This window comes from Mesobacillus thioparans (assembly GCF_965138835.1).
GTDB classification, from domain to species: domain Bacteria; phylum Bacillota; class Bacilli; order Bacillales; family Cytobacillaceae; genus Mesobacillus; species Mesobacillus thioparans.
The window spans coordinates 58,113-83,105 of sequence record NZ_CBCSFH010000002.1 but is presented as its reverse complement, the minus strand read 5'-3'; the positions used below and the strand labels follow the sequence as shown (position 1 = coordinate 83,105).

The 24,993-nt window shown below is 44.2% G+C and carries 24 protein-coding genes; 15 read left to right on the top strand and 9 right to left on the bottom strand.

The window, feature by feature from the left end; all coding sequences use genetic code 11:
* Positions 1–14 precede the first annotated feature (14 nt).
* The 10 genes from ACNAZ4_RS04900 (at position 15) to coaW (ending at position 11,388) form a co-directional block, all read left to right on the top strand.
* Positions 15–1,184 carry a thiolase family protein gene (locus ACNAZ4_RS04900; RefSeq protein ID WP_415813088.1) on the top strand — a complete coding sequence of 390 codons (1,170 nt, stop codon included), beginning with the start codon at positions 15–17 and terminating at the stop codon, positions 1,182–1,184.
* Positions 1,185–1,209: 25 nt separating this feature from the next.
* Positions 1,210–2,268 (top strand): phosphotransferase family protein, encoded by a 1,059-nt coding sequence (locus ACNAZ4_RS04895; RefSeq protein ID WP_415813086.1) that lies wholly within the window; start codon positions 1,210–1,212, stop codon positions 2,266–2,268.
* Positions 2,269–2,276: 8 nt separating this feature from the next.
* Positions 2,277–4,001, top strand: a complete 1,725-nt coding sequence (locus ACNAZ4_RS04890; RefSeq protein ID WP_415813085.1) for an alpha/beta hydrolase fold domain-containing protein — start codon at positions 2,277–2,279, stop codon at positions 3,999–4,001.
* A 12-nt stretch (positions 4,002–4,013) separates the two neighbouring features.
* Positions 4,014–5,693, top strand: a complete 1,680-nt coding sequence (locus ACNAZ4_RS04885) for a long-chain fatty acid--CoA ligase (protein WP_415813084.1) — start codon at positions 4,014–4,016, stop codon at positions 5,691–5,693.
* A 42-nt stretch (positions 5,694–5,735) separates the two neighbouring features.
* Entirely contained in the window at positions 5,736–6,599 is an 864-nt protein-coding gene (locus tag ACNAZ4_RS04880; RefSeq protein WP_415813509.1) for a branched-chain amino acid ABC transporter permease, read from the top strand.
* Entirely contained in the window at positions 6,599–7,618 is a 1,020-nt protein-coding gene (locus ACNAZ4_RS04875) for a branched-chain amino acid ABC transporter permease (protein WP_415813083.1), read from the top strand. Before ACNAZ4_RS04880 ends, ACNAZ4_RS04875 begins: the two co-directional genes overlap by 1 nt.
* A gap of 2 nt (positions 7,619–7,620) precedes the next feature.
* Positions 7,621–8,385 carry an ABC transporter ATP-binding protein gene (locus tag ACNAZ4_RS04870; protein ID WP_415813082.1) on the top strand — a complete coding sequence of 255 codons (765 nt, stop codon included), beginning with the start codon at positions 7,621–7,623 and terminating at the stop codon, positions 8,383–8,385.
* Entirely contained in the window at positions 8,378–9,085 is a 708-nt protein-coding gene (locus ACNAZ4_RS04865; RefSeq protein ID WP_415813081.1) for an ABC transporter ATP-binding protein, read from the top strand. The genes ACNAZ4_RS04870 and ACNAZ4_RS04865 overlap by 8 nt, the downstream gene beginning before the upstream one ends.
* A 90-nt stretch (positions 9,086–9,175) precedes the next feature.
* The gene (locus ACNAZ4_RS04860) at positions 9,176–10,375 is read left to right on the top strand and encodes an ABC transporter substrate-binding protein (protein ID WP_415813080.1); all 1,200 of its coding nucleotides are present in this window, start codon (positions 9,176–9,178) and stop codon (positions 10,373–10,375) included.
* Between the two features lie 209 nt (positions 10,376–10,584).
* Positions 10,585–11,388, top strand: coding sequence for a type II pantothenate kinase (coaW, locus tag ACNAZ4_RS04855; protein ID WP_415813079.1), 804 nt, complete (start codon positions 10,585–10,587; stop codon positions 11,386–11,388).
* A gap of 46 nt (positions 11,389–11,434) precedes the next feature.
* Here coaW and ACNAZ4_RS04850 read toward each other — a convergent pair whose 3' ends face one another.
* The 7 genes from ACNAZ4_RS04850 to ACNAZ4_RS04820 form a co-directional block, all read right to left on the bottom strand.
* Complete coding sequence (locus tag ACNAZ4_RS04850) at positions 11,435–12,454, bottom strand: LLM class flavin-dependent oxidoreductase (RefSeq protein WP_415813078.1); 1,020 nt, start codon at positions 12,452–12,454, stop codon at positions 11,435–11,437.
* Positions 12,455–12,611: 157 nt separating this feature from the next.
* Entirely contained in the window at positions 12,612–13,346 is a 735-nt protein-coding gene (locus ACNAZ4_RS04845; RefSeq protein WP_415813077.1) for an exonuclease domain-containing protein, read from the bottom strand.
* Between the two features lie 4 nt (positions 13,347–13,350).
* A complete protein-coding gene (locus tag ACNAZ4_RS04840) occupies positions 13,351–14,313 on the bottom strand; it encodes a DUF294 nucleotidyltransferase-like domain-containing protein (RefSeq protein ID WP_415813076.1) in 963 nt (320 codons plus the stop codon).
* A gap of 98 nt (positions 14,314–14,411) precedes the next feature.
* Positions 14,412–15,713: an ammonium transporter gene (locus ACNAZ4_RS04835; protein WP_415813075.1), complete on the bottom strand. Its 1,302-nt coding sequence runs from the start codon at positions 15,711–15,713 to the stop codon at positions 14,412–14,414.
* Positions 15,714–15,850: 137 nt separating this feature from the next.
* Positions 15,851–16,174, bottom strand: coding sequence for a MerR family transcriptional regulator (locus ACNAZ4_RS04830; protein ID WP_415813508.1), 324 nt, complete (start codon positions 16,172–16,174; stop codon positions 15,851–15,853).
* 79 nt (positions 16,175–16,253) lie between these two features.
* Positions 16,254–16,400 (bottom strand): Fur-regulated basic protein FbpA, encoded by a 147-nt coding sequence (locus ACNAZ4_RS04825; RefSeq protein WP_415813074.1) that lies wholly within the window; start codon positions 16,398–16,400, stop codon positions 16,254–16,256.
* A 13-nt stretch (positions 16,401–16,413) separates the two neighbouring features.
* Complete coding sequence (locus ACNAZ4_RS04820) at positions 16,414–16,557, bottom strand: hypothetical protein (protein WP_415813073.1); 144 nt, start codon at positions 16,555–16,557, stop codon at positions 16,414–16,416.
* 173 nt (positions 16,558–16,730) lie between these two features.
* Here ACNAZ4_RS04820 and ACNAZ4_RS04815 point away from each other — a divergent pair, with 173 nt between their 5' ends.
* The 5 genes from ACNAZ4_RS04815 to ACNAZ4_RS04795 all read left to right on the top strand — a co-directional run bounded on the left by ACNAZ4_RS04815 (position 16,731) and on the right by ACNAZ4_RS04795 (position 21,519).
* Positions 16,731–17,597: a dimethylarginine dimethylaminohydrolase family protein gene (locus ACNAZ4_RS04815; protein WP_415813072.1), complete on the top strand. Its 867-nt coding sequence runs from the start codon at positions 16,731–16,733 to the stop codon at positions 17,595–17,597.
* A 686-nt stretch (positions 17,598–18,283) separates the two neighbouring features.
* On the top strand, positions 18,284–19,744 hold the full coding sequence (locus tag ACNAZ4_RS04810) for an alanine/glycine:cation symporter family protein (protein ID WP_415813071.1): 1,461 nt from the start codon (positions 18,284–18,286) through the stop codon (positions 19,742–19,744).
* Between the two features lie 123 nt (positions 19,745–19,867).
* Positions 19,868–20,782, top strand: coding sequence for a CBASS cGAMP-activated phospholipase (locus tag ACNAZ4_RS04805; RefSeq protein WP_415813070.1), 915 nt, complete (start codon positions 19,868–19,870; stop codon positions 20,780–20,782).
* Positions 20,783–20,848: 66 nt separating this feature from the next.
* Positions 20,849–21,118, top strand: coding sequence for a DUF1292 domain-containing protein (locus tag ACNAZ4_RS04800; protein WP_415813069.1), 270 nt, complete (start codon positions 20,849–20,851; stop codon positions 21,116–21,118).
* A 131-nt stretch (positions 21,119–21,249) separates the two neighbouring features.
* Positions 21,250–21,519, top strand: coding sequence for a hypothetical protein (locus ACNAZ4_RS04795; RefSeq protein WP_415813068.1), 270 nt, complete (start codon positions 21,250–21,252; stop codon positions 21,517–21,519).
* A gap of 19 nt (positions 21,520–21,538) precedes the next feature.
* On the opposite strand, the gene ACNAZ4_RS04790 is transcribed toward ACNAZ4_RS04795, so the two are convergent.
* Together ACNAZ4_RS04790 and ACNAZ4_RS04785 are read right to left on the bottom strand one after the other, a co-directional pair.
* Positions 21,539–23,599, bottom strand: a complete 2,061-nt coding sequence (locus ACNAZ4_RS04790; RefSeq protein ID WP_415813067.1) for a metallophosphoesterase family protein — start codon at positions 23,597–23,599, stop codon at positions 21,539–21,541.
* Positions 23,600–23,699: 100 nt separating this feature from the next.
* Positions 23,700–24,845 (bottom strand): glycoside hydrolase family 18 protein, encoded by a 1,146-nt coding sequence (locus tag ACNAZ4_RS04785; RefSeq protein ID WP_415813066.1) that lies wholly within the window; start codon positions 24,843–24,845, stop codon positions 23,700–23,702.
* Between the last annotated feature and the right edge of the window lie 148 nt (positions 24,846–24,993).

Genomic DNA, 24,993 nt, shown 5'->3' with positions numbered 1-24,993 from the left:
AGGAGGATACTGTTTTGAAAAGAGATGCTGTTATCGTTTCCGCTGTCAGGACAGCCATCGGCAGACAGGGCGGAGCGCTCGCTTCCGTCCCTGCCCATGTCTTTGGAGCAGAAGTCATAAAGGAAGCTATCAGGAGGGCGAATGTCCAGCCTGAAATGATCGAAGATGTAATCATGGGTAATGTCATCAGCGGCGGTGGCAATATTGCCCGCCTGACCGCCCTGCAAACGGGACTATCACTCGAATTGCCCGGCCTGACGATCGACCGTCAGTGCGGATCGGGAATCAACGCGGTCATCCTCGCTGCCCAGGCGATTAAGGCAGGTGATGGTGATGTCTATGTTGCAGGCGGGATTGAAAGCATGAGCCGTGCACCATACTTGATGGATAAACCCGAGAAACCATATAGCCCTGTTCCGCCAAGCTTCAGGAAGTCCCGGCTGTCCCCGGAGGAAATCGGCAATCCGCCAATGGGCATCACAGCAGAAAACCTTGCAGAAAAGTACTCAATTTCAAGAAAAGAACAAGATGAATTCTCCCTGGCAAGTCAGCAAAAAATGGCTGCTGCGATGGCTGAAGGGCGTTTTGACGAGCAAATTGTTCCAATCACGATTCCGATCCGTAAAGGGGAACCCATCGTTTTTAAGAAAGATGAACACCCAAGGCCGCAAACTACAATTGAAGCACTTTCCAAGTTGCACCCTGCCTTTTTACAGGGAGGTTCCGTAACAGCCGGAAGCAGCTCCGGCCTGAATGATGCTGCAGCCGCACTAGTCATCATGTCCAGAGAGAAAGCTAAGGAATTAGGCGTTAAACCGCTGGCCGTAATCAGGGAGCAGGCTATAGCAGGGGTCGACCCGAACATCATGGGCATTGGCCCAGTACCTGCAGTTAAAAAAGTGATTGAAAAGTCCGGTCTCAAACTCGGGGACATGGATCTGATTGAGATAAACGAAGCCTTCGCAGCCCAGGTGATTGCCTGCAACCGGGAGCTCAACATGGATATGGAAAAGGTCAACGTGAATGGCGGTGCGATTGCACATGGCCATCCGCTGGGAGCGACCGGTGCGATCTTAATTACGAAAGCAGTCTATGAGCTTGAAAGAAGAGATGGGCGTTACGCGCTGATCACGGCCTGCATCGGAGGCGGCCAGGGAATTGCCGCTATTATTGAAAGAGAATGAATTTTCAAAAGGAGGAATGGGATTTATGGCTTCTGATACGATACCGATCAGGCAAGGAGAAGAACTTGATACGGAAGTAATCGAAAAGTACCTGAGGGAGCAATTGCCCAATCTCCCTGAAGGCAATTTGACAATCGACCAGTTCAGTTTCGGAAAATCAAATCTTACTTACGAGTTGAAAATCGGAGAATGGGAAGCTGTTTTAAGGCGTCCGCCGCTTGGTCCTGTAGCTCCAAAAGCGCATGACATGGAAAGGGAGTACAAGATACTTAAAGAGATCAGCCCCCACTTTGCAGCTGCTCCGAAGCCCTATTTATTTGCGAATGAAAATGTCATTGGCAGTCCATTTTTCGTAATGGAAAGAAAGCGCGGCATTGTTCTTGATACAGACTTCCCTGAAGGTGTCACGCCGACTAACGAAATGTGCAGATCCCTGTCGGAAACGATGGTCGACCACCTTGTTGAGCTGCACAGTATCGATTATACGAAGACGAGGCTGACTGAAATGACAAAACCCGAAGGCTTCATGGAACGGCAGGTCATAGGCTGGATCCGCCGCTATGAGAGGGCTGAGACGGATGTGGTCGAAGGTGTGGAGCACTTGAAGCAGTGGATGTTGAAAAATGTTTCTGAATCCAGTACGCCTGCGATCATTCATTACGATTATAAATTGAATAATTCCATGTTCAATGAGAATTTAACGGAAATGGTCGGCCTGTTCGATTGGGAGATGACGACGGTAGGTGACCCGCTGGCCGATCTGGGTGTGGCGATGAGCTACTGGATTCAACCGGATGATCCCGATCTGTTAAAAAGAGGGATGGGAAAGCCGCCAGTCACAGTTTTACCAGGTTTTATGAACCGTGATGAATTCATGGAGAGGTATGCGAAGAAAAGCGGCTGGGACCTTGCAAACATGAACTTTTACCAAACGTTCGCTTATTTCAAGCTTGCCGTCATTTGCCAGCAAATCTATTACAGGTGGAAAAAGGGACAGACAAAGGATAGCCGCTTTGCGCACCTTGACTCGTTTGTCAGCAGCCTGATCCAATATGCGTTGTATACCGCAGAAAAGAAAGGGTGAGGAACAGGATGAAAATTCACCTTTTATTAAAAAAAGAAGATATCGACAGAAAAAAGATGGCGAATAACAAGATCGCAGTCGTCTTTGATGTCCTGTTGGCTACCTCCACGATCTCGTCAGCCCTGCAGTTCGGTGCCAAAGAAGTGATTCCGGTCCTTGATGGAAAGGAAGCCGAAAAAGAAGCTGAAGGCAGGGAAAAAGATCGTTTCGTACTCGTCGGCGAATATCAGGGGAGAACAATCGATGGTTTCCTGTCACCGAATCCGCTGGAATTGAGAGAGAAAATCGAGGGAAAGTCCGTCATCCTATCGACCACCAACGGAACTGTGGCACTTAAAAACTCTGCAGATGCGAACAGAGTCTATGCTGCGTCCCTTTTGAACTGCGAGGCAGTTGCCCGACATATTTTACAAGATTTTCAGGGCGAGACGATTGTCGTTGTCTGCTCAGGTTCTTCTAATGAGTTCAATGTAGAAGATTTCCAGGGAGCTGGCTGCTTGATAGACTGTCTGATCAAGGAATATGGCAAGGATGTATACCTTACGGATTCAGCCTATGCTGCACATAGTTACTACCATGCCCACAATCAGAACAGTGATCATATATTAAAAGCTTCAAGAGTCGGCCGGATGCTTAGTAAACATGGATTTGATGAGGAAATTGAATTTGTCTCCCAAGAGAATATTTTTTCCACTGTTCCTATGTTAATAGATAAAAAAAGGATGGTCGCCGTTAAAAATGACAGCGTTTTCATAAAAGGAGATGGCAATATGGCATTGAAGCCCGAAGTAAAAGCTTTGCTTGAAACATTTGCCCAGAGTCCAATGCCCCCATTGGAGCAGCTCCCGCTTGAGGAAGCAAGAAAAGGGTTTGAACAGTCTGCAAAACTTATGAGCAAAGCTGAGAAACTTGCAAACACACAGGATCTTAAAATCAAAGGATACAAGGATGAGATTAAGATAAGAGTTTATACACCAGAGGAAGCTTCAGCAACCAGGCTTCCTGCGATTGTTTACTATCACGGAGGCGGCTGGGTGATCGGCAATATCGAAACTCACGATGCCCTTTGCCACACTTTATCCAATGAAGCAGGATGCATCGTAGTTTCCGTGGATTATAGTCTCGCACCAAAAAGTAAATTCCCAGTTGCTGTCGAAGATTCCTATTTGGCAGCCAAATGGGTTTTTGACAATGCTGACGGGTTGAATATCGATGAAAACTTTATTGCTGTGGCAGGAGATAGTGCAGGCGGAAATCTCGCTGCTGTTGTCAGTTACCTTTCAATCCAGAGGAAGACTCCATCGATTGCTTATCAGATGCTGTTTTATCCGTCTACAGGCTTTGAATACACTCCTTCCTATGAAAAATACGGCGAAGGCTATTATTTGACGAAGGCAACAATGAATTGGTTCCGTGAACAATATCTGAACTCACCAGACGACACTCATAATCCGCTGGCTGCACCAATGTTGATTCCTGATGAATCTGCATCACAGCTGCCTCCGGCGTATATCCTGACAGCGGAGCTCGATCCATTATGTGATGGCGGAGAGCATTTTGCAATGAAGTTAAGGAATGCAGGCGTGGAGACCGAGTATGTCTGCGCTCCAGGGATGCTCCATGGTTTCCTGGGGATGACCGAATATTTGCATGATGGAAAGAAAGAAATCAAGGCTGCTGCGGAAGCCTTTAAGAAAAGAAGCGCTCTTAAGCCGGTCGATAATAATCTATGAGGGGGAATTTCGATGCCTAATCTACACTTTGACCACTGGCCAAAAATATCTAAATCACTTACCTTGCCGGAAACCTCACTCTATGAAAATCTGAAAGTCAGTGCAGAGAGATATCCAGACCAAAGTGCAATCTCTTACTATGGAAATGACATTTCCTACAAAGAGCTTGATCAAGAAGTAAATTCGCTTGCTGGATTCCTTCAGCAGAAACTTGGGGTTGCAAAGGGAGACAGAGTTTTATTATTCATGCAAAATTCTCCCCAGTTCGTCATTGGATTCTATGCAATTTCACGTGCTGATGCGGTTGTCGTGCCAATCAACCCTATGCTGACGGCAGACGAATTGAGCTTTTACATCAAGGATTGCGAGATTACTTCGGCCTTGGTTGGGCAGGAGCTTTATGACAAAGTTGAACCGCTGATTGATACTACCCCTTTACAGAATGTGGTGGTTGCTGCTTATTCAGATTACAAAGGAGATTGTTTTAATGGCATCGTTCCGCCAGAGGTCGAGGCCGCACGGGTGGTCTATGACCAGCATGGACATTTTCACTGGAAAGAAGCGATGTCTGCGCAGTACGAGCCAGATGTCCATAGTACAAAAGCAGATGATCTTGTTGTGCTTCCCTACACTTCAGGCACAACTGGGCTTCCAAAAGGCTGCATGCATACCAATCGGACCGTCCAGGCGAATACCATCGGTGCCTATCACTGGTCGAGCTCGACAACAAGTGCCGTTCACCTGACGACATTGCCGTTATTCCATGTGACAGGCATGGTACACAGCATGCATATGCCGATTTTTTCCGGCAGCACGATGGTCCTGATGACGAGATGGAACCGTGAGGCAGCCGTGGAATTGATCAAGTCACAAGGATGCACGCACTGGGTAGCAATCGCGACGATGATCGTCGATTTCCTTGCGAATCCAAACCTTGATGCTAATGATATCGCGACGTTAACTTCGATTTCCGGCGGCGGCGCTGCTCTCCCTGAGGCAGTCGGGGAAAAATTATTCAAGTTGACTGGACGCAGGTTTGTAGAGGGTTACGGGCTCTCAGAAACAATCGCCCAGACCCATTTCAATCCGCCAGACCGGCCTAAAATGCAGTGTCTTGGCATTCCATCCTTTGATGTCGATGCGAGGGTAATCGAACCAGCTACCGGAAAAGAACTTGGTCCTGGTGAACCTGGGGAAATCGTCGTAAATGGGCCGCAGGTGATGGTGGGCTATTACAACAGGAAGGATGAGAACAGGAGTTCCTTCATCGAGATCGACGGCAAGGAGTTTTTCCGGACAGGCGATATTGGCCGTTATGATGAGGAGGGCTATTATTTCATGGTCGACCGTGTGAAAAGGATGATCAACGCATCCGGTTACAAGGTTTGGCCTACGGAGATCGAATCTTACCTATACAAGCATCCGGCAATCCAGCAGGCAGTAGTTGTTGGGATACCTGACCCAAGAAGAGGCGAATCGGTAAAAGCATTTGTCATTTTAAATGATGGGTATGACGGCAAGATCAGTGAAGAAGAAATCATCGAATGGTCCAAACAACATATGGCCGCGTATAAATATCCGCGCGAGGTTGAATTCAGGACGCAATTTCCTATGACAAGTAGCGGCAAAATCCTGTGGCGGAAGCTTCAGGAGGAAGAAAGGGAGAAAGCCGAAAAACAAGTAAGGCAATAAAACTCTGTCACAGCATCTATCAAAATTACAAGGAGGATCATGATGGAGATTTTGGTTCAGCAGCTGTTCAATGGACTCACCATTGGCAGTGTTTATGCTCTTGTCGCTCTTGGACTCACTCTTGTTTACGGTATCCTTCATATACCGAACTTTGCCCATGGAGCTTTATACATGATGGGTGGATATATCACCTTGATGATGATGGTCCAATATGGCCTTCATTACTGGCTGGCCATTCTCATTTCTGTCATTGCTGTCGGACTAATCGGCGTTCTGATGGAACGACTGGTCTTCCACCCGTTAAGACATGCACCGCCGATCCATGACAAAATTGCGGCAATCGGAATCCTGTTATTTTTGGAAGCCTTTGCCCAATTCATCTGGGGCGCGGATTATCAAATGATGCCGTCCCCTTATGGACAGGTCGTCAAGGTGTTCGGCCTGACGTTCACAATGCAGAGATTGCTGATCATCATTGCTGCAATCGGTGTGATGGTACTGCTTTACCTGTTCCTGAAAAAGACGTTCACCGGTGCGACGATCATTGCGATGTCCCAGGACCGCGATGGAGCTAATCTTGTAGGAGTCAATACGAACCGAGTGGCAATGCTGACATTCCTGATTTCCGGAGGGCTTGCTGCAATAGCCAGCTCTCTGGCAGCACCTATTAATCTGGTTTTTCCCGGAATGGGGCAGCTGGTTATCTTAAAGGCTTTTGTCATCATTATCCTGGGAGGGATGGGCAGCATTCCTGGTGCGATCATTGGAGGCTATATCCTGGGTTTCAGTGAAAGCCTCGGGGCCACTTACATTTCCAATGATTATAAAGATATCATTGCGTTCATCCTGCTGATCATCATCCTGACACTAAAACCAACCGGCCTGTTTGCAAAGGGGGGACATTGATGGCAAAAGTAATCAATAAACGTAGGATCATCCTAGCACTCTTGTTATTTGCCATCGTTTTTCCATTCGTAACGCAAAACGACTATTTCATCCATGTAATGACTTTGTCATTCATCTGGATGATCGGCGTCTATGGGCTTAACCTATTGGCAGGATATACAGGTTATCTCTCGCTGGCACATGCTGGATTCTTCGCGATCGGAGCTTATTCATTGGGCCTCCTGACAGTAAAGGCACAGATGAATTTCTGGCTTGCTTTTGCCCTGTCGCTCATCATTACAAGTATTATAGGATTTTTAGTCGGTCTCATCGCCTTAAGGACAAAAGAACATTTTTTTGCCATCTATACTCTCTGTGTCGGCTATATCATCTACCTTGTCATTGATAAATGGGACAGTTTAACTGAAGGTGTCCGCGGGTTGATCGGAATCCCTGCACCAGGGAATATCGGCCCGATCTCCTTTGAATCATCCCTGTCACAATATTATCTTGTTTTGATGGTATTGCTGCTCGTGATCCTGATTGTTTATCGAATCGTGCATTCCCTGACTGGAAGGACGTACATTGCAATCCGCAATAGCGAAGACCTTGCACAGACAATCGGAATTTCAACAATGAAAAATAAATTGGAGGTTTTCGTGCTCTCGACTTTTTTCGCCGGTCTTTCAGGAGCCCTCTACGCGTCATTCATCCGTTTCATCGGACCGGATATCGGCAACATCGTCATCACGTTTGATTTGCTGACATACCTGCTGATCGGCGGAATCGGCACGCTAACCGGACCAATCGTTGGCACATTTTTAGTGGTTTGGGTTTCCCAGCAGCTTCAGTTCCTTCAAGATTACCGGATGCTAATTTTCGGTCCCATGCTGACTCTCCTGGTCATATTTTACCCGCGTGGAATAGCTGGTGCAGTAAGCGACTGGAGTTTGAAGCGTTCTGAAAAGAAAAAAACTGAGATGAAAGAGGGATTCACACAAAATGCAATCACTGTAGACAACCAGGTGAAGGAGGGGTAGAGATGTTCCTGGAAACGAGGAATTTAACGAAGAAATTCGGCGGTCTGACGGCCGTTAACGCTGTTGATTTTTCGATTGAAAAAGGAAAAATCAATGCGATCATTGGGCCGAATGGAGCCGGCAAGTCCACTTTTTTCAATCTCATCAGCGGCTTCCATCCTCCGACATCGGGGAGCATAATTTTTAAAGGACAGGATATTACAAAATTGCCTTCAAACAAAATAGCTGAACTGGGAATAGCCCGAACGTTTCAAAGTACCAATCTGTTTGAACAATCGACTGTCCTTGACAATGTGATTGTCGGCCATCGGTTGAGGACCAAATCCAATTTGCTGGATGCTGTGTTCAGGTCGAAAAGATTAAAGAGGGAAGAAGAGAAATGCCGGGAGAAGGCGTTCGAGGTGCTCGGATTCGCAGGATTGGAAAAAGTGGCAGATAAACTTGTTGGAAGCCTCACGCAGGAAGAGAAAAAACGGACAGCATTTGCGCTGGCATTGGCAACAGACCCTGAAATCGTCTTCCTGGATGAGCCTGCAGCCGGGGTTAACCCTGACGAGACAGAGGGTTTGGCTCAATTGATGAAAAAAATGGCCGATCAAGGAATCACCGTTTGCCTGATCGAACACAAAATGCAAATGATCATGAAGCTGGCGGACAAAATAATGGTCCTCAATTACGGAGAAAAAATCGCTGAGGGGAATGCAGAGGAAATCAGGAATGATCCCTTAGTGATCAAGGCTTATCTTGGAGGTAGCGCCAGTGCTTAAACTAAAAGACATTACAGTTAAATATGGGTCTTATACAGCGGTCCGCAATGTGAACCTTGAAGTCGGCACAGGAGAAATCGTTGTCCTTCTGGGTTCGAATGGGGCAGGAAAAAGTACAGTATTCAAGACAGTCAGCGGTTTGAATAAAAATTCATCCGGAGACATCCTGTTTGAAGGAGAATCAATAAATAAACGAACACCAGATAAAATTGTCCAGTCGGGAATTGTCCAATGTGCGGAAGGACGAAAGCTGTTCCCATCAATGACAGTACATGAAAATTTAAAAATGGGTGCTTATGTTCATCGGAAGAATCGGAAAATGATTAAGGAATCGATTGAGCATGTTTTTGAACTGTTTCCGATACTGGAAGAGAAACAGCATGATATGGCAGGTTCACTCAGCGGCGGCCAGCAGCAAATGCTAGCGATCGGAAGGGCATTGATGGCAAAACCAAAACTGATGCTTCTTGATGAACCCTCAATCGGACTTGCTCCATTGATTGTTGAGCAGATGTTTGATGTCATCCAGACCATCAATCGTGAAGGAACAACAATCCTCCTGGCTGAACAAAATGCGAATGCTGCATTGAAAATTGCCAATAGAGGCTACGTATTCGAAAATGGTTCCGTAGTCCTTGAAGGGACCTCCGATGAATTGTTTGCGAATGATGAAATAAAGAAGGCTTACATCGGTGCCTAGAACTGCTTCTGTCTTTTGGGGAGGTGGTTGACGAGCGGTACGCACACAGATTTCTGAATATTTAAAATTATTTCTCGAGGGGGAAAACGAATGAAGAAGTCCAAATTGCTGTTGGTCTTAAGTGTAATGTTTGCCTTGATTTTCAGTCTAGCCGCTTGCAATAACTCAGAAAAAACAGATTCAGGAGGAAAGGATAATCAAGCAGACGCTGGTGAGGGTACAATCAATATTGGATATACAGGACCATTGAGCGGTCCAGCAGCGTTCTATGGAGAGAGGACGTTGAACGGAGTCCAGATGGCCGCGGAAGAAATCAACAATGCGGGCGGGGTCGAAGTGAATGGCAAGAAGTATAAATTCAATATCGTCTCCCTTGACGATAAATACTTGCCAAATGAAGCCGGTGCGAACGCGAAAAGGCTAATGCAGGAAAATAAGACACCGATCATTTTCACACCTCACAGCGGCGGCGTGGCAGCTTTGCAGGTGTTCAACCAGCAGGATAAATTCATTATTGGCGCATACACCAGTGAACCGAAGGTAACCGAAGTTGGGAATAAATTAACGGTCAGGATCCCACCTCGTTATGATGGCTATCTTGAACCTTTCACCAATTATACGATGGAGAAGTTCGGCAAAAAAATCGCCTTCCTGCCGACTGCATCACAGTATGGAAAGGACTGGGCCGAAAAGCTACAGCCTCACTGGGAAAAAGCTGGCGGTGAAGTGGTCTACAATTCAGCAATCGATTTTGCGAAAGATACAGATTTCTTCACGATCATCACAAATGCCTTAAAGGAAAAGCCTGATGTACTTTTTATCGGCGGAGCATCCGAACCGACTGCAAAGGTTGCCAAACAGGCTAGAGAACTTGGCTTCAAAGGCGGTTTTATCGTCATGGACCAGGCAAAGTTCGATGAGATGAAGAAGGTAACAGGCACCTATGACGTGCTAAATGGTGCAATCGGTGTCATGCCGCTCGTCAATTCCGAAAGTCCCGCCATTCCTGAGTTTGTGAAAAACTATAATGCAAAATACAAAGAGGATCCAGGTTCTGAAGCAGGATTGAATTACATTGCCATGCATGTTTTTGCTGAAGCCATAAAAGCTGCCGGGTCTGTCGATGATCCTGAAAAAATCATGGCCCATATGCAGGATGGCTTGGATAACCTTCCGGAAGACAAAAGAGTATATGTTATTCCGAAAATCGACCCAAATGGCGGGTTTGAAAGTGAATTGGTCGTAGCGGCAATTGAGGACGGAAAAATCGTGCCAATTAAAGTTGATTAATTCAATGTAGCACAGTTCTAAAATAGCCGGTTAGAAGAGAAACAAAGACTGGCTGCTTGTCAATCAGTCTACAATCAAGCGAGTAAAGGAATGATCGAAGCGGCAGTCAAGATGAACTGCCGCTTTTTCTTTGATTTCGCGCACCGCAAGGCAATACAATAAGAAATAAGTTATTGTCAGCAAGCACGTTCCTGAAAGGAGTGGTTAGCATGGATAATAGAATCGGAATTGACGCGGGAGGATCATTAATTAAAATTGCATATGAAGAAAATGGCAGATTGCATTTTCGAAAACAGCCCAATTCAGAACTGGATGAGGCATTGCAATGGCTGAAAATCATTGCAGGAAATAGATCATTCTATCTGACTGGCGGTAAGGCAGGGACCATAAAAGCAAATTTTTTCCCTGAGGCAAATATAATAGATGAATTTTCTGCTGTATGCGAAGGCAGCAGGCATTTGAAAATGAAGGAAGCGATGTCTGGCAGTGCTCCTTACATATTGGTCAACATCGGGACAGGCACTTCCTGGTTTACTGTTGACGGGGCAGAGTATGAACGGGTTCTTGGCAGTGGAATGGGCGGCGGAACTTTTATGGGATTGGGCAGGATTTTCTCAGAAGGTGATGGTTTCTTCGATCTCGTAAGTTTGGCAGCTTCTGGTGATAAGTCGAATGTTGACCTGCTTGTAAAGGATATCTATTATCCGGAAAAAGCTCCGATTGATGGTGAGTTAACAGCGAGCAATTTCGCAAAGTCACAAGAGATTACCTCAAGCTCTCCGGCGGACAAAATGGCTTCCCTGAACAATATGATCGCAGAAACTTTAACTCTTCTCACGGTCCAGGCTGCCAGTCTCCACAATATTAAACAGGCCGTCTTTATCGGCAGTACACTTGCAGGAAATAAACCTCTCCAGAATAGTCTGGAGACATATTGCAGAATGTCTGGCATTGAACCGTTTTTCCTGGAAAATGGTGAGTTTAGCGGGGCGATCGGCGCAATGCTCTCATAATGGCAAAAGAGGAGAAGCCGCTTTGGCTCCTTCTCTTTTGCTGATTTTATCTGTTTTTAAATACATCAGAGACGATTTCAAAGGATTTCAATCTGGCTTTGTGATCAAAGATTTGTGCGTTGATGATCATTTCATCTGCCTGAGTTTCATCAAGGAATTGCTGCAGCCTTGTTTTAATGGTCTGCGGGCCGCCAACAATCGAAGAACCGATTCGGCTGTCCAGCAGCATCTTTTCATAATCGCTGACCTGGTTATCAAAATCTTTTACAGGCGGCAGCAGGGGACTTGGGTTATTCCTGAAAAGATTCAGGAATTGCTGCTGCATGGATGTGGCCAGAAATTCCGCTTCCTCATCTGTTTCCGCAGCAATCACATTTACGCCAACCATTGCATATGGCTGGTCCAATACATCAGAAGGCTGGAAGTTCCTCCGGTAGAGCTTGAGAGCTCCTAATGTATTCTCCGGTGAAAAGTGGCTGGCGAAAGAAAAAGGCAAGCCGAGTTGTCCAGCAAGCTGGGCACTATAACCACTGGATCCCAACAGCCAGACCGGTATGTTCAAGCCCTCACCCGGAATTGCGCGGACACTTCGGAATTGTGAATCAAGTTCCGGGTTAAAGTATGCACGGAGTTCATCTAATTGCTCAGGAAAGTCCTGGCCATCATTGCGCCGTTCGCGCCTTAAGGCATAGGCTGTCACCTGGTCGGTACCAGGGGCGCGTCCGAGACCAAGGTCGATCCGCCCTGGGAAAAGAGATTCCAGTGTCCCGAATTGTTCTGCAATCACAAGCGGGGCATGATTCGGCAGCATGATACCGCCTGAGCCTACCCTGATCTTCGATGTTCCTGCTGCTACATGTCCAATAACAACCGAAGTCGCAGAGCTGGCGATTCCTGGCATATTATGATGCTCTGCCAGCCAGTAGCGTTGATAACCCCATTGTTCCGCATGCCTGGCAAGATCGAGCGTGTTTTGAAGTGCATCTGAAGCTGTGCCCCCTTGAAGGATAGGAGCAAGATCGAGCACAGAAAATTTGATATCGTTTAAACGTTTGCCGTCCGTCATAATTACATCTTCCTTTATTGAATGATATTAACTTACAGGATAGCTTTTATACTATTCCCAGCGTTTATACAATCCAATAGTAACAATAATCTTTCGGCAATCAAAATAAAATGACTTGAGGCACGAGGAATGAAGGGAGGGGACAGTGAGTAGGGGTTTACCTTAAGCGGGAAAGAAATTCATATATTTCCCTTAGGTTTGTGTAGCCATGTTCATGTGCTTTTTCAATATAAAAACTCCAAACTTTAGCGGTCATCATTGAATCTGAGAGAGCATGATGCCTCCCGCTAACTTCTACTCCGCATTCATTGCATATTTCCTCAAGTTGCAGGGTTGGAGCTGCAGGCTGGAATAATCTAATTAAGAAAGAAGTATCTATTACTCTGTGATCAAAATTCATCCGCAAGAGGCTACTTGATAATTTTTTCATGAATGCCTGTTCATGCCTAGCGTGATGGGCAACTAAGACAGAACTCCCAATAAATTTATAAAAATCCAGTAGGACTTCAGACGCTGAAGGAGCTCCTGCTAACTGCTCTTCAGTAATGTTTGTCAATCTTGAAATATATTCAGGAAGGGGAATTTCCGGGTTTACCAATGAATAGAAGGTTTCCTCTTCATTTATTATGGAACCAACCATTTTCACAGCCCCGATTGAGATGATCTTATCACCTTTATCCGGGTTGAACCCCGTCGTTTCCAAATCAAAAACGACTATGTTCAATTTCTCCAACGGACAATCAAGGATATTAGTTTGCTTCATTTCTTTTTGTAATTGTCTTAAAAACGAAATTTGCTGCGGATTGGACTGAGTTTGGATGCCTCCATATATATCTGATCCTAATTTACCAGTCATTTCTCTAATGAAACGAACCATATCATTCATACCCATACTTTCACATCCCATTAATTAAATTCCTGATTTTTTCATAAAACCTTTCTGCGGCCTTAAGGATTTCCTTGAGCGTTTTTTTATCTTGTTTCGTCAGATGACCAACATGGATATAATGGCCGGATTCATAATCCCTATGATCACTGTGGTGTAGGCGGAATTCCAAAAGGAGAGCGAAGGACTTGCTGAAATACTCCTTTTCCTCAAAGGATAAACACGTATCTCCTTGTTTGATACGCAATAACGTTGTAGTTTCCTTGTTTTCCTCGATGAAGGAAATCAGCCTTGATGCGTTTACAAATGGTAAAAAAGCGGTTTCCTTCAAATTGATTGAACCTGAAAGCGAACCATGGGTTTCAACTAAAAACTGACCAAGCAAACCGACGCCTTTTTTGATATGCATAGTATTTTGAAGCATTCTGGTGTACAGGTTCGATTGCTTCACCGCCTCGATTGACCGCTCTTTTAAAGTGGCAATCAGGTATGACTCACCATATAAAGCTCGTGCATCAGCGAAAATCAACAAATGACGAATCGATTCCCAGGAGGATTCCCTGACCCAAGAATCAAGCTGTTTCTCCCACTGTTTCAAGGATTTACACCAGAGGGGATTGTCAGCCATTACATTACCTGTGCACCTCTGGTAGCCTGATTGTTCAAGTCCATTAGAGATTTCAATACCGAGCCTGAGAAAATAATCCTGTGCTTCTGATGTATCCGCGGTAAAAACCATTCCATGATCCTGGTCACTCCATAGAGATTGTTCCTTCCTACCGGCACTCCCCATAACAAAGAATACGAATGGAGAGGGGGGAGAGCCGTATTTCAGTGATGTATTTTTCAGTGCCATGGAGATAATCCTTTGATAAACTGAATCATGAAAAAGATTTAATGTCTCATTGTCCTGGGCATCGTCATTCATATTCAGCAACCAAATTTCGTGCATTTCCGAGTATTCATTCGCCATGATGCATTCCTCCGATCCTATAAAACTAAAAGATGGCTGCCCCTATTAATATAGAGGCCGCCTAATAATTGGTCTATTGCTGATATTTCTTTAAAGTACTAATTAGCCGTGTTAATTGAATGAGGGGAAGCACCATTTACAGTGCCGGCTGACTCAACTTCTCTTTTAACCAATTCGGGATATCCGTAGCTCCCATGCTCACTAAGGTCAAGACCGATGATTTCTTCCTCTTCAGTTACACGCAGGCCCCTCATGGAAACCTTTAGGATCGATAAAAGGATAAAAGAAACGATAAAGGCGAACCCACCGCAAACCAATACTCCGAGAGCCTGCACGCCCAATTGTTCAAAACCTCCTCCATAGAACAAGCCAGGTCTGCCAACTGTTGCAAGTTCTTTGGTAGCAAAGAAACCGGTAGATAATGTTCCCCAAACACCTGCTGTCCCGTGTACAGAAAGTGCAAAGATCGGGTCGTCAATTTTTCTGTTTTCAAAGAAACGTATACTGTAAAATACGAGGATTCCTGCTACAAAGCCAATCAGAACTGCGGCCCAGGTGTCGACGAAGGCACAGGATGCGGTGATTGCAACAAGCCCTGCAAGTGCACCGTTCAACATCATCGGTACATCTGCCTTTCCAACTACAATCCAGGAAATCAGCATCGCTGCTACAGTACCGGCTGCTGCGGCAAGATTAGTATTAAGAGCGACAAATCCGAAAAATGCACCATCTGCCGATAAAGTGCTCCCGGCATTGAACCCAAACCAGCCTACCCATAATAACAACACACTTAATGCAGTAAACACCTGATTGTGGCCTTCTATATTATTCGGTGACCCATCTTTGTTAAATTTCCCGATTCTCGGCTTCAGAAGGATCGTTGCTGCCAGTGCGGCCATTGCTCCTGTAAGATGGACTACCGTAGAGCCGGCGAAATCCTGCTTCCCTTGCTCAGCAAGCCAACCGCCTCCCCAAATCCAGTGGGCAATAAAAGGGTAAACAAAAACGGAGAACAGCAGGGCGAAACCTAGATATACAGATAGTTTTGCTCTTTCAGCAAAACCGCCAAAGGCAATCGTTAACGAGATGCCGGCAAAAGCTAATTGGAAAAGGAAGAAGACGGGCCCTGAAAGTCCTAATCCTTCAACTTCATAGCCTGAATAAAAGAAATCCGAGAAGCCCAGAATAGAATTTCCTTCACCAAAAATCAGCCCATAGCCTATAGCCCAGAAAACAATCGAGGAAATTCCGAAGGTTAAAATCGTTTTGCCAGCGATATGTCCGGCGTTTTTCATCCTTGTTGATCCTGTTTCAAGTAAAATGAAACCACCAATCATCAAAATCACCAATACTGCAGAAATCATCACCCATAAACTATTCAATAAAAAAACAGTATCCATTTACTCAACTCCCTTGTTGTTTGAATGTTATATGTATTTTGTCATCTAATCGGGAATGAAACTACATATATGTAAGGTAACCTTACATGCTTTTTTGAAGCAAAAGAAAAAACCTTCTCTTTAAGAAGGTTCTGCCATCATTTTTTTCGAATACCAAACCTGGCATTTATTTGGCCCTGAATCATTTTCTTATGTTCTTCTGCTTCATTTCGTTTCTTTTGTTTCGCCATTTCCTGCCGGATCTCAAACGTCTGGACACCGTCTTCGATTTTATTGGCAATCTCCACTAACAGCTCTACATCTGCAAAAGAATATCTTCTGCTTCCGCCTTTGGTACGATCGGGAAACACTAATTTTCTTTCTTCGTAATACCGTATTTGCCGTTCTGAAAGTCCAGTAAGTTCACTTACAATCCCGATCGTAATGACTTTTTTATCTTTATAGGATGAATCGGCAGCCAGGATGATCACCACACTCTTATTATTTATATGTTATATTTTCTCACATGAGATAGCGTGCTGTAAATAAAAACAGTTTCGATTAACACCCATTTAATAAATTCTTCAGTTCAGTCAGTGTGAGTTTCCTTAATTCCTTTTCATCTTTTTTCGAAATTCCTGAATTTATCAAATGCTGGATATAATGTTCTTTCAGTTTATCCACGGCAGTCCGCAAATGTAATGACACAGAGAATCCCTCCTTAAAAATAGTCATTTTGAACTTCACGCAGAATTTCTAAAGCCCTCATGCCTTCTTTTTTCAAAAGCTGCTCATACAATTCATCACAAAAAAGATCGATCATGACAATCAAGTGCGCTAAATCCTTTTGGCTCTTTCTGTTCATTGAACTCTCCTCATTCCTTTTAGTTGATTTAATTTTATTCATATTAGCTCATAGCTCTAGTGCATTCATTAAGTTCGGAAGGATATCTGACAGGATTTTTAACGTCAGAAGTAATGAATTGCGCACGAACCGGAAAACCTATAATGATCATTTGTCCATAAGGAGGAGTAAGGATGGAACAGAATATACAGCCCCAAAATCGAGGGTATATCATAAATGAATATGATGTACTGAAGAAAGTCATTCTTTGCCAGCCACAATATATGACCATCCGGGATGTCATTAATGAAACTCAGAAACACTTTAAAGATGAAGGCATACATATTGACGTTGCCTTGGAGCAGCATAATCAGTTTGTGAGCACTTTAAAAAATCATGACATAGAGGTCATCCTGCTCCCGTACCATAAAAAATTTCCAGAGCAAGTCTTCACGAGGGACATAGGGTTTACCCTGGGTGAAACTATTTTTGTAGCAGATATGGCCAGTGAAGTCCGTAAAGGCGAAGAGGATGTCTTGAAACAGTGGTTAGAGGATGAAGAAATATCCTATTATAATTTGCTGGGGGATCAGATTGAAGGCGGAGACGTAGTCATTGACCAAGACACAGTATATGTAGGTTTGAGCAATCGTACCAACCAGCAGGCGGCTGATCATTTACAAGGATTGATGCCGAATTTTAAGGTCCGGGCCATTCCCTTCAAAGCTGAGTACCTTCACCTTGATTGTGTTTTCAACGTCGTCTCACCGGAAATCGCTTTGATTTATCGTCCTGCATTGACAGATGAAGACATCCAATTATTCAGCTCACGGTATGACCTGATCGATGTAAGTGAAGAGGAACAATTCACACTGGGGACCAATGTCCTGGGAATCGGAAACAAAAAGATCCTCAGCCTTCCAGTGAATAAAGGAGTCAATGAACAGCTCAGCAGTAAAGGGTTTGAAGTAATAGAAGTCGATATTACAGAGATTATCAAATCAGGAGGCTCATTCCGCTGCTGCACATTGCCGATTTTACGCGAGAGGAATGTACAATAGTTTTTCCTTTCCCTAAATTATGAGAAATCCTGAAGCAGGTGACCGCCGTCATTTGCTTTTTTCATATTTACTATGGCTGCTTTTGACAGCTTTGGTGACTGCAGGGGAATAGCTGTTTGAACTTGGAGCTACTTCGGACAGATTTGGTGCTTACAATCGAAAAGCTGTCTGAACTAAGGGTGACTTCGGACAGATTTGGGGCTCACAGGCGAAAATCTGTCCGAACTTGGAGCTACTTCGGACAGATTTGGTGCTCACTGACGAAAAGCTGTCCGAACTCAGGGTGACTTCGGACAGATTTGGTGTCTACAGGCGAAAAGCTGTCTGAACTTAGAGCTAATTAGGACAGATTTGGTGCTTACAATCGAAAAGCTGTCTGAACTTGGATCTAGTTTTGACAGCTTTGATGCTCACAGACAAAAAGTTGTCCGAACTTGGAGCTACTTCGGACAGCTTCGGTGCTCACAGACAAAAAGCTGTCCGAACTTGGAACTACTTCGGACAGCTTTGGTATCCAAAGTCGAAAAGCCGACCGAACCAATGTCCCAGCTAATGCTGTCGAAATCTGTACTTGCAACAGTACAAAAAATAGTTTGCTGTTTAATATCAATTTTTGATTGTCCTTTGAGTTTAATTATCTTATAATTCAAAATAGAAAGAAATCAAACAAGTAAAGGAGGATTCATTTGGAAGCTTTTATTTCTTGGCTCAATGGGATTTTGTGGAGTAACCCGGTCATTTATATCATTCTTGGTATCGGTCTGCTTTTTTCAATCCTGACACGTTTTTTGCAAGTTAGACTCTTGAAGGACATGGTTACGCTTATGTTCAAAGGGAGAAGTTCCGATGCGGGGGTTTCATCTTTTCAGGCCTTATCTATCGCTTTATCCGGCCGTGTAGGAACTGGTAACATCGCTGGCACCGCCACTGCGATTGCAATGGGTGGTCCTGGTGCGGTTTTCTGGATGTGGACGATTGCATTCATCGGGGCAGGAAGTGCCTTTGTAGAGTCAACATTGGCCCAGATTTATAAGGTTAAGCAAGATGGTCTTTATCGAGGCGGTCCTGCTTACTACATTGAAAAAGGTCTTGGTATCAAGTGGTTTGCAGTAGCGTTCGCCATCGCGGCACTTCTGGCAATGTCCCTGCTGATGCCGGGAATCCAGTCGAACTCGATTGCACTAGGCCTTGAGAATGCCTTTGGTGTAAGCAAATCTGTGACAGGATTGGTTGTCATCGCTCTGCTGGGCTTGATCATTTTTGGCGGCGTGAAACGGATCGCTACAGTTGCTCAGTATACAGTTCCTTTCATGGCTGTTGGTTACATTCTAGTTGCCCTTGTCATTATCGGCATGAATATCGCCGAAGTCCCTGCGGTTTTCGCTTTGATTTTTAAAAGTGCATTCGGTGCTGATTCCATGTTTGGAGGAATTCTGGGCAGTGCGATTGCATGGGGGGTAAAACGCGGGGTTTATTCCAATGAAGCAGGACAGGGTACAGGTCCTCACGCAGCTGCTGCGGCTGAGGTTTCCCACCCGGCTAAACAAGGTCTTGTACAGGCATTTTCCGTTTATATCGATACCTTATTCGTATGTTCCGCTACGGCATTCATGATCCTGTTCACAGGCATGTTCAACACGGTTGGCGCTGACGGAGGTTTCATCGTCGAAAACCTTAAAGGTGTCGAAGCAGGTCCAGGATATACTCAGGCTGCCGTTGATTCGGTCCTTCCAGGATTCGGTGCTGAGTTCGTTGCAGTTGCTTTATTCTTCTTCGCATTTACGACAATCATGGCTTACTATTACATGGCAGAAACTAACATCGCCTATCTTCTCAGAGGAAGAAACGGAAAGGTTCCGATGTTTATCCTTAAAATTGTCATCCTTGGGGCAACTTTCTATGGTGCTGTAAAAGAAGCATCACTTGCATGGGCACTTGGCGATGCAGGTCTTGGATTGATGGTATGGCTCAACCTGATTGCCATCGTCCTGCTTGCGAAACCGGCACTGATAGCCTTGAAGGATTACGAGGAACAGAGGAAGCAAGGGCTGGATCCGGTCTTCAATTCCAAAAAGCTGGGCATTAAGAATGCTGAGTACTGGGAAGAAGAATATTCTTTCAATCATGAAAAAGAAAAAGTATCATAAGATGGATCATTATGAAGAGCTGCCTAAACATAGGCAGCTCTTCTTTCAGTCCAGACGGTTTATTCATATTGTTTTGGTGGAATGGGAAGGATGATAGTATCAAGGACGTAGCGGGGGAATATCATGAAGTTGTTATGCATTGACGGTGGCGGAATTAGAGGAGTTTTCCCGATTGCCATCCTCCTTGCGATTGAAGAAGAGTATGGCAAGCCTGTAGGCCAGCTTTTTGATGTGATCTCAGGCACCAGCACCGGGGCTATCATTGCTGCTTCGGTAGCATTGAATACTTCAATGCAAGAGTTGATGGAAAAGTACGAGAATTATGGGGAAAAGATTTTTGTCAAAAAATCGAAGGTAGGCTTTTTCAAAAGTGTATACAGTGACCGTTATTTGCGGAGGCTGTTAAAGCATGCTTTCAAAGACCTTAGCCTAGGGGAAATTAAAAAGCCTTTATTGATACCCGCTGTTGATATCACCCATGGAAAACCTTATGTACACCGTACTGACTTTGGTTATTCGTCGGAAAGTGAACTATCCATCAAGTTGTGGGATGCAGTGCTATCATCCTGTTCTGCGCCAATCTATTTTCCTCCCAACAATGTAAACAACCAATATTTATCGATAGACGGGGGGTTGTGGGCCAATAATCCTTCATTGGTTTGTGTGACGGAGGCATTGCACCATTTTAAGATCAGTTTGGATGAAATTCATATTCTCTCAATTGGAACTGGCCAGCAGAACATCGACTTTACGATTCAGGAAGACAAACATTGGGGCATTCGCCAGTGGCTGCCATTCCATTTTCCATCGATGAAAGTGACCCCAAAGCTTTTGGATCTGGCAATGGACTTATCTTCTGAATCTGTCTCATACCATTGCAGGCTTTTGCTGCGCGACCATTACCTCCGCTTGAATACAGAGTTATCGGAGGAAGTGCCATTTGACGATTTTAGCTATACGGCGAAATTAAAGGAACTGGGAAAACAGGTTTTTGAGCAGAACAAAGAACAAATCACAGCTTTTCTTTCCGAGAGTTAAGCCATTTGTTTTACAGAATGAGCATCTTCGGGAATAATATATTTATTAATTAGAGGAGGAATCCCAATGGAAAAAATTGAAGTTGGTGAAGTTTTTACAATTAGCGATGAAAACGATATGGAGCAGGAGGTCGAAGTAATCGGAACATTGAACATTGACAGATCTGACTATGTAGCTGTCAGCTTTGTTGACGACCTGCAAACAGAATCTGATGAAGATATTGATATCTTTTTCCTCAAGATCGATGAAGAAGGAGATTTCGCTGCCATCGAATCTGATGAGGAATTCGAAAAGGTTTCTGCAGCTTTTGATGAAATGATGAATGAAGAAGAATAGTGGGGAGGAGGGGAGGTTAAGCTCCTCTCCTTTTTTGGTATATATACATATGAAGTATATTCGTAAAAAAGTGGTAAATAGAAGGAAATCATTCGCGACTGTCGAATAGACTTTTAAAGGAGTTGATACCATTGGATAGCGTCATCCTCGTAACCTTTAAAATCAAGGGAATACCGATTCCTATTAAAATAGCATCTACTACGGAACCAAGCAGAGAGCAGATCCTCAAAAAAATCACTGATTTGGCTAAGGGATATGATCTATCTGGCGAAATCCAATTCAAGAAGCTCCTAAAAGAGCATGGCCACAAAATGTATATATATGAAATTGGGGATAAAAAATGCATGGTGGTGGTAGAGAGACTTGAGAAGATAAAAGAATTTGAAGAGATAGGTTCATAGGACGCTAAGACAATCGGTTTTATTTTACATTTTCATCATTCGCGATCGGTTCCGTTGCCAACAGTAAGGTATTCTCAAATACTGAGTTATTAAAATGTAGGTAACCGATCGAGTTTTTTGTTTCAGCAATGGTGCCGCCATCGAATGAATAGTAGTTAATCGTTTCTTCCCAGAGCTTTTGCTTCGGGAGACCTGTTTTATCTTTGGTAAGGCTCAGGCTATAGTTAGTGCTGCAGCTGCGGTACAGGGATTGATCCTTTCTTTTTTGAGCATTGAGCCACATCATCGACTTCTTTAGAAATCCCCACATTCCTGTAAAACTTTTATTTTTGATGGGGCTGCTTGTGAACTGATAGAAAGAAAGCTTTTTACCATCATTTAGTTCGACTTCTGATTTTACCGCTGAGGAGAAATGGACGTCTCCTGATAGCAATATGACGTAACTTGGGTCCCAGCTGGAGACTCTTGAAAGGAAGGCATAGAATCCTTTCCCGTTATACTTCCAGCCATCAAAATCAAAGGACGTCTGGACAGGAAAACCTAATACTTTGAATGGATATACATATTTATGGAGGAAGGATTCGATCAGGCCCATTCCATATACAGGGGTAGGTGAGACAATATTCAAAGGAGTATGCTTGTTCCAGCCGCTCTTTAGAAGTTTTTCGGTCGTGCTTTGCCAGCCTTTTTCAGAAATCAGCAAAGGTGTCCTGGATGTCTCCTCAATCAAACTGCCAAACTTAACTGTTCTCGGCATTGGATCGAATTCACGATGTGTACGCGTATCCAGGAAAACGGTTTTAGGAACGGTAGGAGCAATGAAATGCCAGGAATGATAGTCCCATAAAAAATCCAGTCCTTCTTTATAATCCAGTGATTCCACGTTACCGGACCTGAGATATTTTTCGATTTTATTTCGGAAAGGTTCGTCAAAGGTTTCAGGGTTGTTGCCCCAGCCTTGGAACAGCCAATAAGCCGCCAATCCGTTGCCAATGATATATTTGCCCAGCGGTGAGTTTCTGACCGTTTCTGTCCACTTTTCGGATATATTCCAATCGTCCGTCAAATCATGGTCATCAAAGATCATATAGGTTGGTATGTTTGCCATTAATCGTCTGATTGCGGAAATAGAAACTATGAATTCCCTTATCTGTTCCATTTGTTCTTCATATCTGGCTTTCAGCATGGAAAGCTCCTTTTCCCGCTTTTGCGGTTCCCCCTCGAATTTCAAGTGCAGCTGTTTGTCATCAATCATTTGCCTGAAGGAATGGATTAGATCGTTTTCCTGGATGGATTCCCAAATTTCTGGGCTCCAGCTGATTAAATACATAGCTGCATATTCTCCAAATGTAATCAAATGGTTATCACCTTTTCCGGTCGAAAAATTTGCCAGGTTTTCAATCAGGAATTGGCGTCCATTTACCAAAGGAAGCCGCGGGTACAATACATCAGGAATCAAATCAGTCAATTTACTGTGATCACTATGCCCGATTAATTCCGAGCCAAGCACAGACAGAATCGGGAACAGAGGGTCCCCAACATCATCAGCATAAATCTGGTCACCCATAAAAAATAATCCATTGGGCCTTTGTGAATGATCCAGATGTTTCTGCTCCACAAGCGAATCTGCTGCAATCAAGGCATCATCCCCAACGCCATGGGGCTTTCGGCAGGAGCCATAAAGCAAATTTGTCGGCAGGCTTTCATGATCGATATAAAATGCTGGATACTTGAGGTTCCCGTATACAATAGATTGGTTAAACTCCTTGGTAAGAAGGCCATAGCTTCCCAGATCACGGACCACCTGGCCTTTTTTAAAAAATAAATTATAGCCCAGGAGAGTGCAGGAAGGGAAAGGAGCCTTGCTCGGTGAAATCTTAATCAGGTAAATATATAATTGATTGCCGGCTCTGAACCTTTTTGTCTCAGTATTAATTTCCAAAGGGATATAGGTATCCTCATCGATTTGAAATAATTGAGCGTCCATCTTGACATCGCGGCTCAAAGCAATCCAAATGAAAATGGATGTCGGTTCAACCCTCCTGAGGATTGGACCGGATAAAATAAAAGGTAACTTCATCGCACGCACCACCGTTATGTTCTTTACTGCTACCTTATTCAAGCAGGTTCGGAACGGTGTCCAGCAGTATAAAGCAAAAAAAGCCCGTATAAGGCTTTTTTCACTTTCTTGTAAAGTAACGAGCGTCTTGGTGCTCCACCAATTCATTAGCAATCAGTTTGGCTGCACTCTGATTTCCTTGCGCGTCAAGCCCTGCTTCCCATAGCATCATGCCGCCTAACTGCTCAGAAAGAGCGAGGTCAGTCTTCTTTTTCAAAGTAGAATGGCCATTATAATGGTATGTGGTTCCATTGATATTGACCTGATCCTTGCCCGCATTTTCAAGGATATGATCAAGAAGTGCTTCATACGAGATTTGCTTTGCCGAAGGGTCCTCTGGCTGTGCATAAAGAGGGACTCCAAGGACAAGTTTCTCCCTCGAAAATCCATGTGAATCAAATAGAGAGGTCCAATAGTTTACGATATTGGCTGAATAGGAGAAAGGAGACAGATTCGCCGCGTTATACTCTCCATCCCACTGACCATCGTATGCCATCAAATTGACATGGTCAAAATACCCGAACATCGCAGGCTCAAAAACAACAGAATGAATTTCAGTCCCTGTTACACTGTGCACCTTGGCGTTTACAGCTATCGATAGTTCTTTGCCCATTGGTTGCAGCTGTTCACTCATTTCTTTAGAGAACTCAGCCAGAAATTGGGCATCATCTGCAGATCTGGGATGCTCGAAATCGATGTCAATCCCATCGAGGTTCTCCCTTTCTGCAATACTAACAAGCTCGTGGACTAGTTTTTTTCTAGAAGCCGGAGTTGAAATGGCCGCCTTGAAATAATCATAAGATTCTCCACCATTGATATGGTACCAGCCACCGATTGCCAAAATGACTTTTGTCTCGTGCTTCCTGGCATTGTCCACGATTGCCCTCAGATTTTTGATTGCCTGGTCTCCATTCAATAGAATCCTGCCATCAGCAGTTGGATGCGCAAACGAAAATATGACATGGGTCAGACTTTTGTAATCGATTTCCGCAGGATTACGGAAGTCCTGTACATATCCGATCAATACCTTTGAGTCCTGTCTTTTCTCAGGTACTTTTTTCAAAATGGATGATTTGGCAGACAATGAGGCAGGCGTACTGGAGACTTTCTCATTGTTATGTGGTTTATTGGCAAATAATGAGCCTGATAAAAAGCCCCCTATGAAGGTTAGCATGATAATCAATATGGGCAGGAAACGTTTTCTCATTTAGGAATCCTCCTGAGTTTAGTCAACTTCAAAATTGTAACAGAGAAAGCGTCATAAGAGCTGTGGTAATATCAGGCTAAATCCTAAATTATCTAAGCAAGAGATTAGTAACTGGGTTTCAGGGAATAAACTAATTAGTATAAAAGAT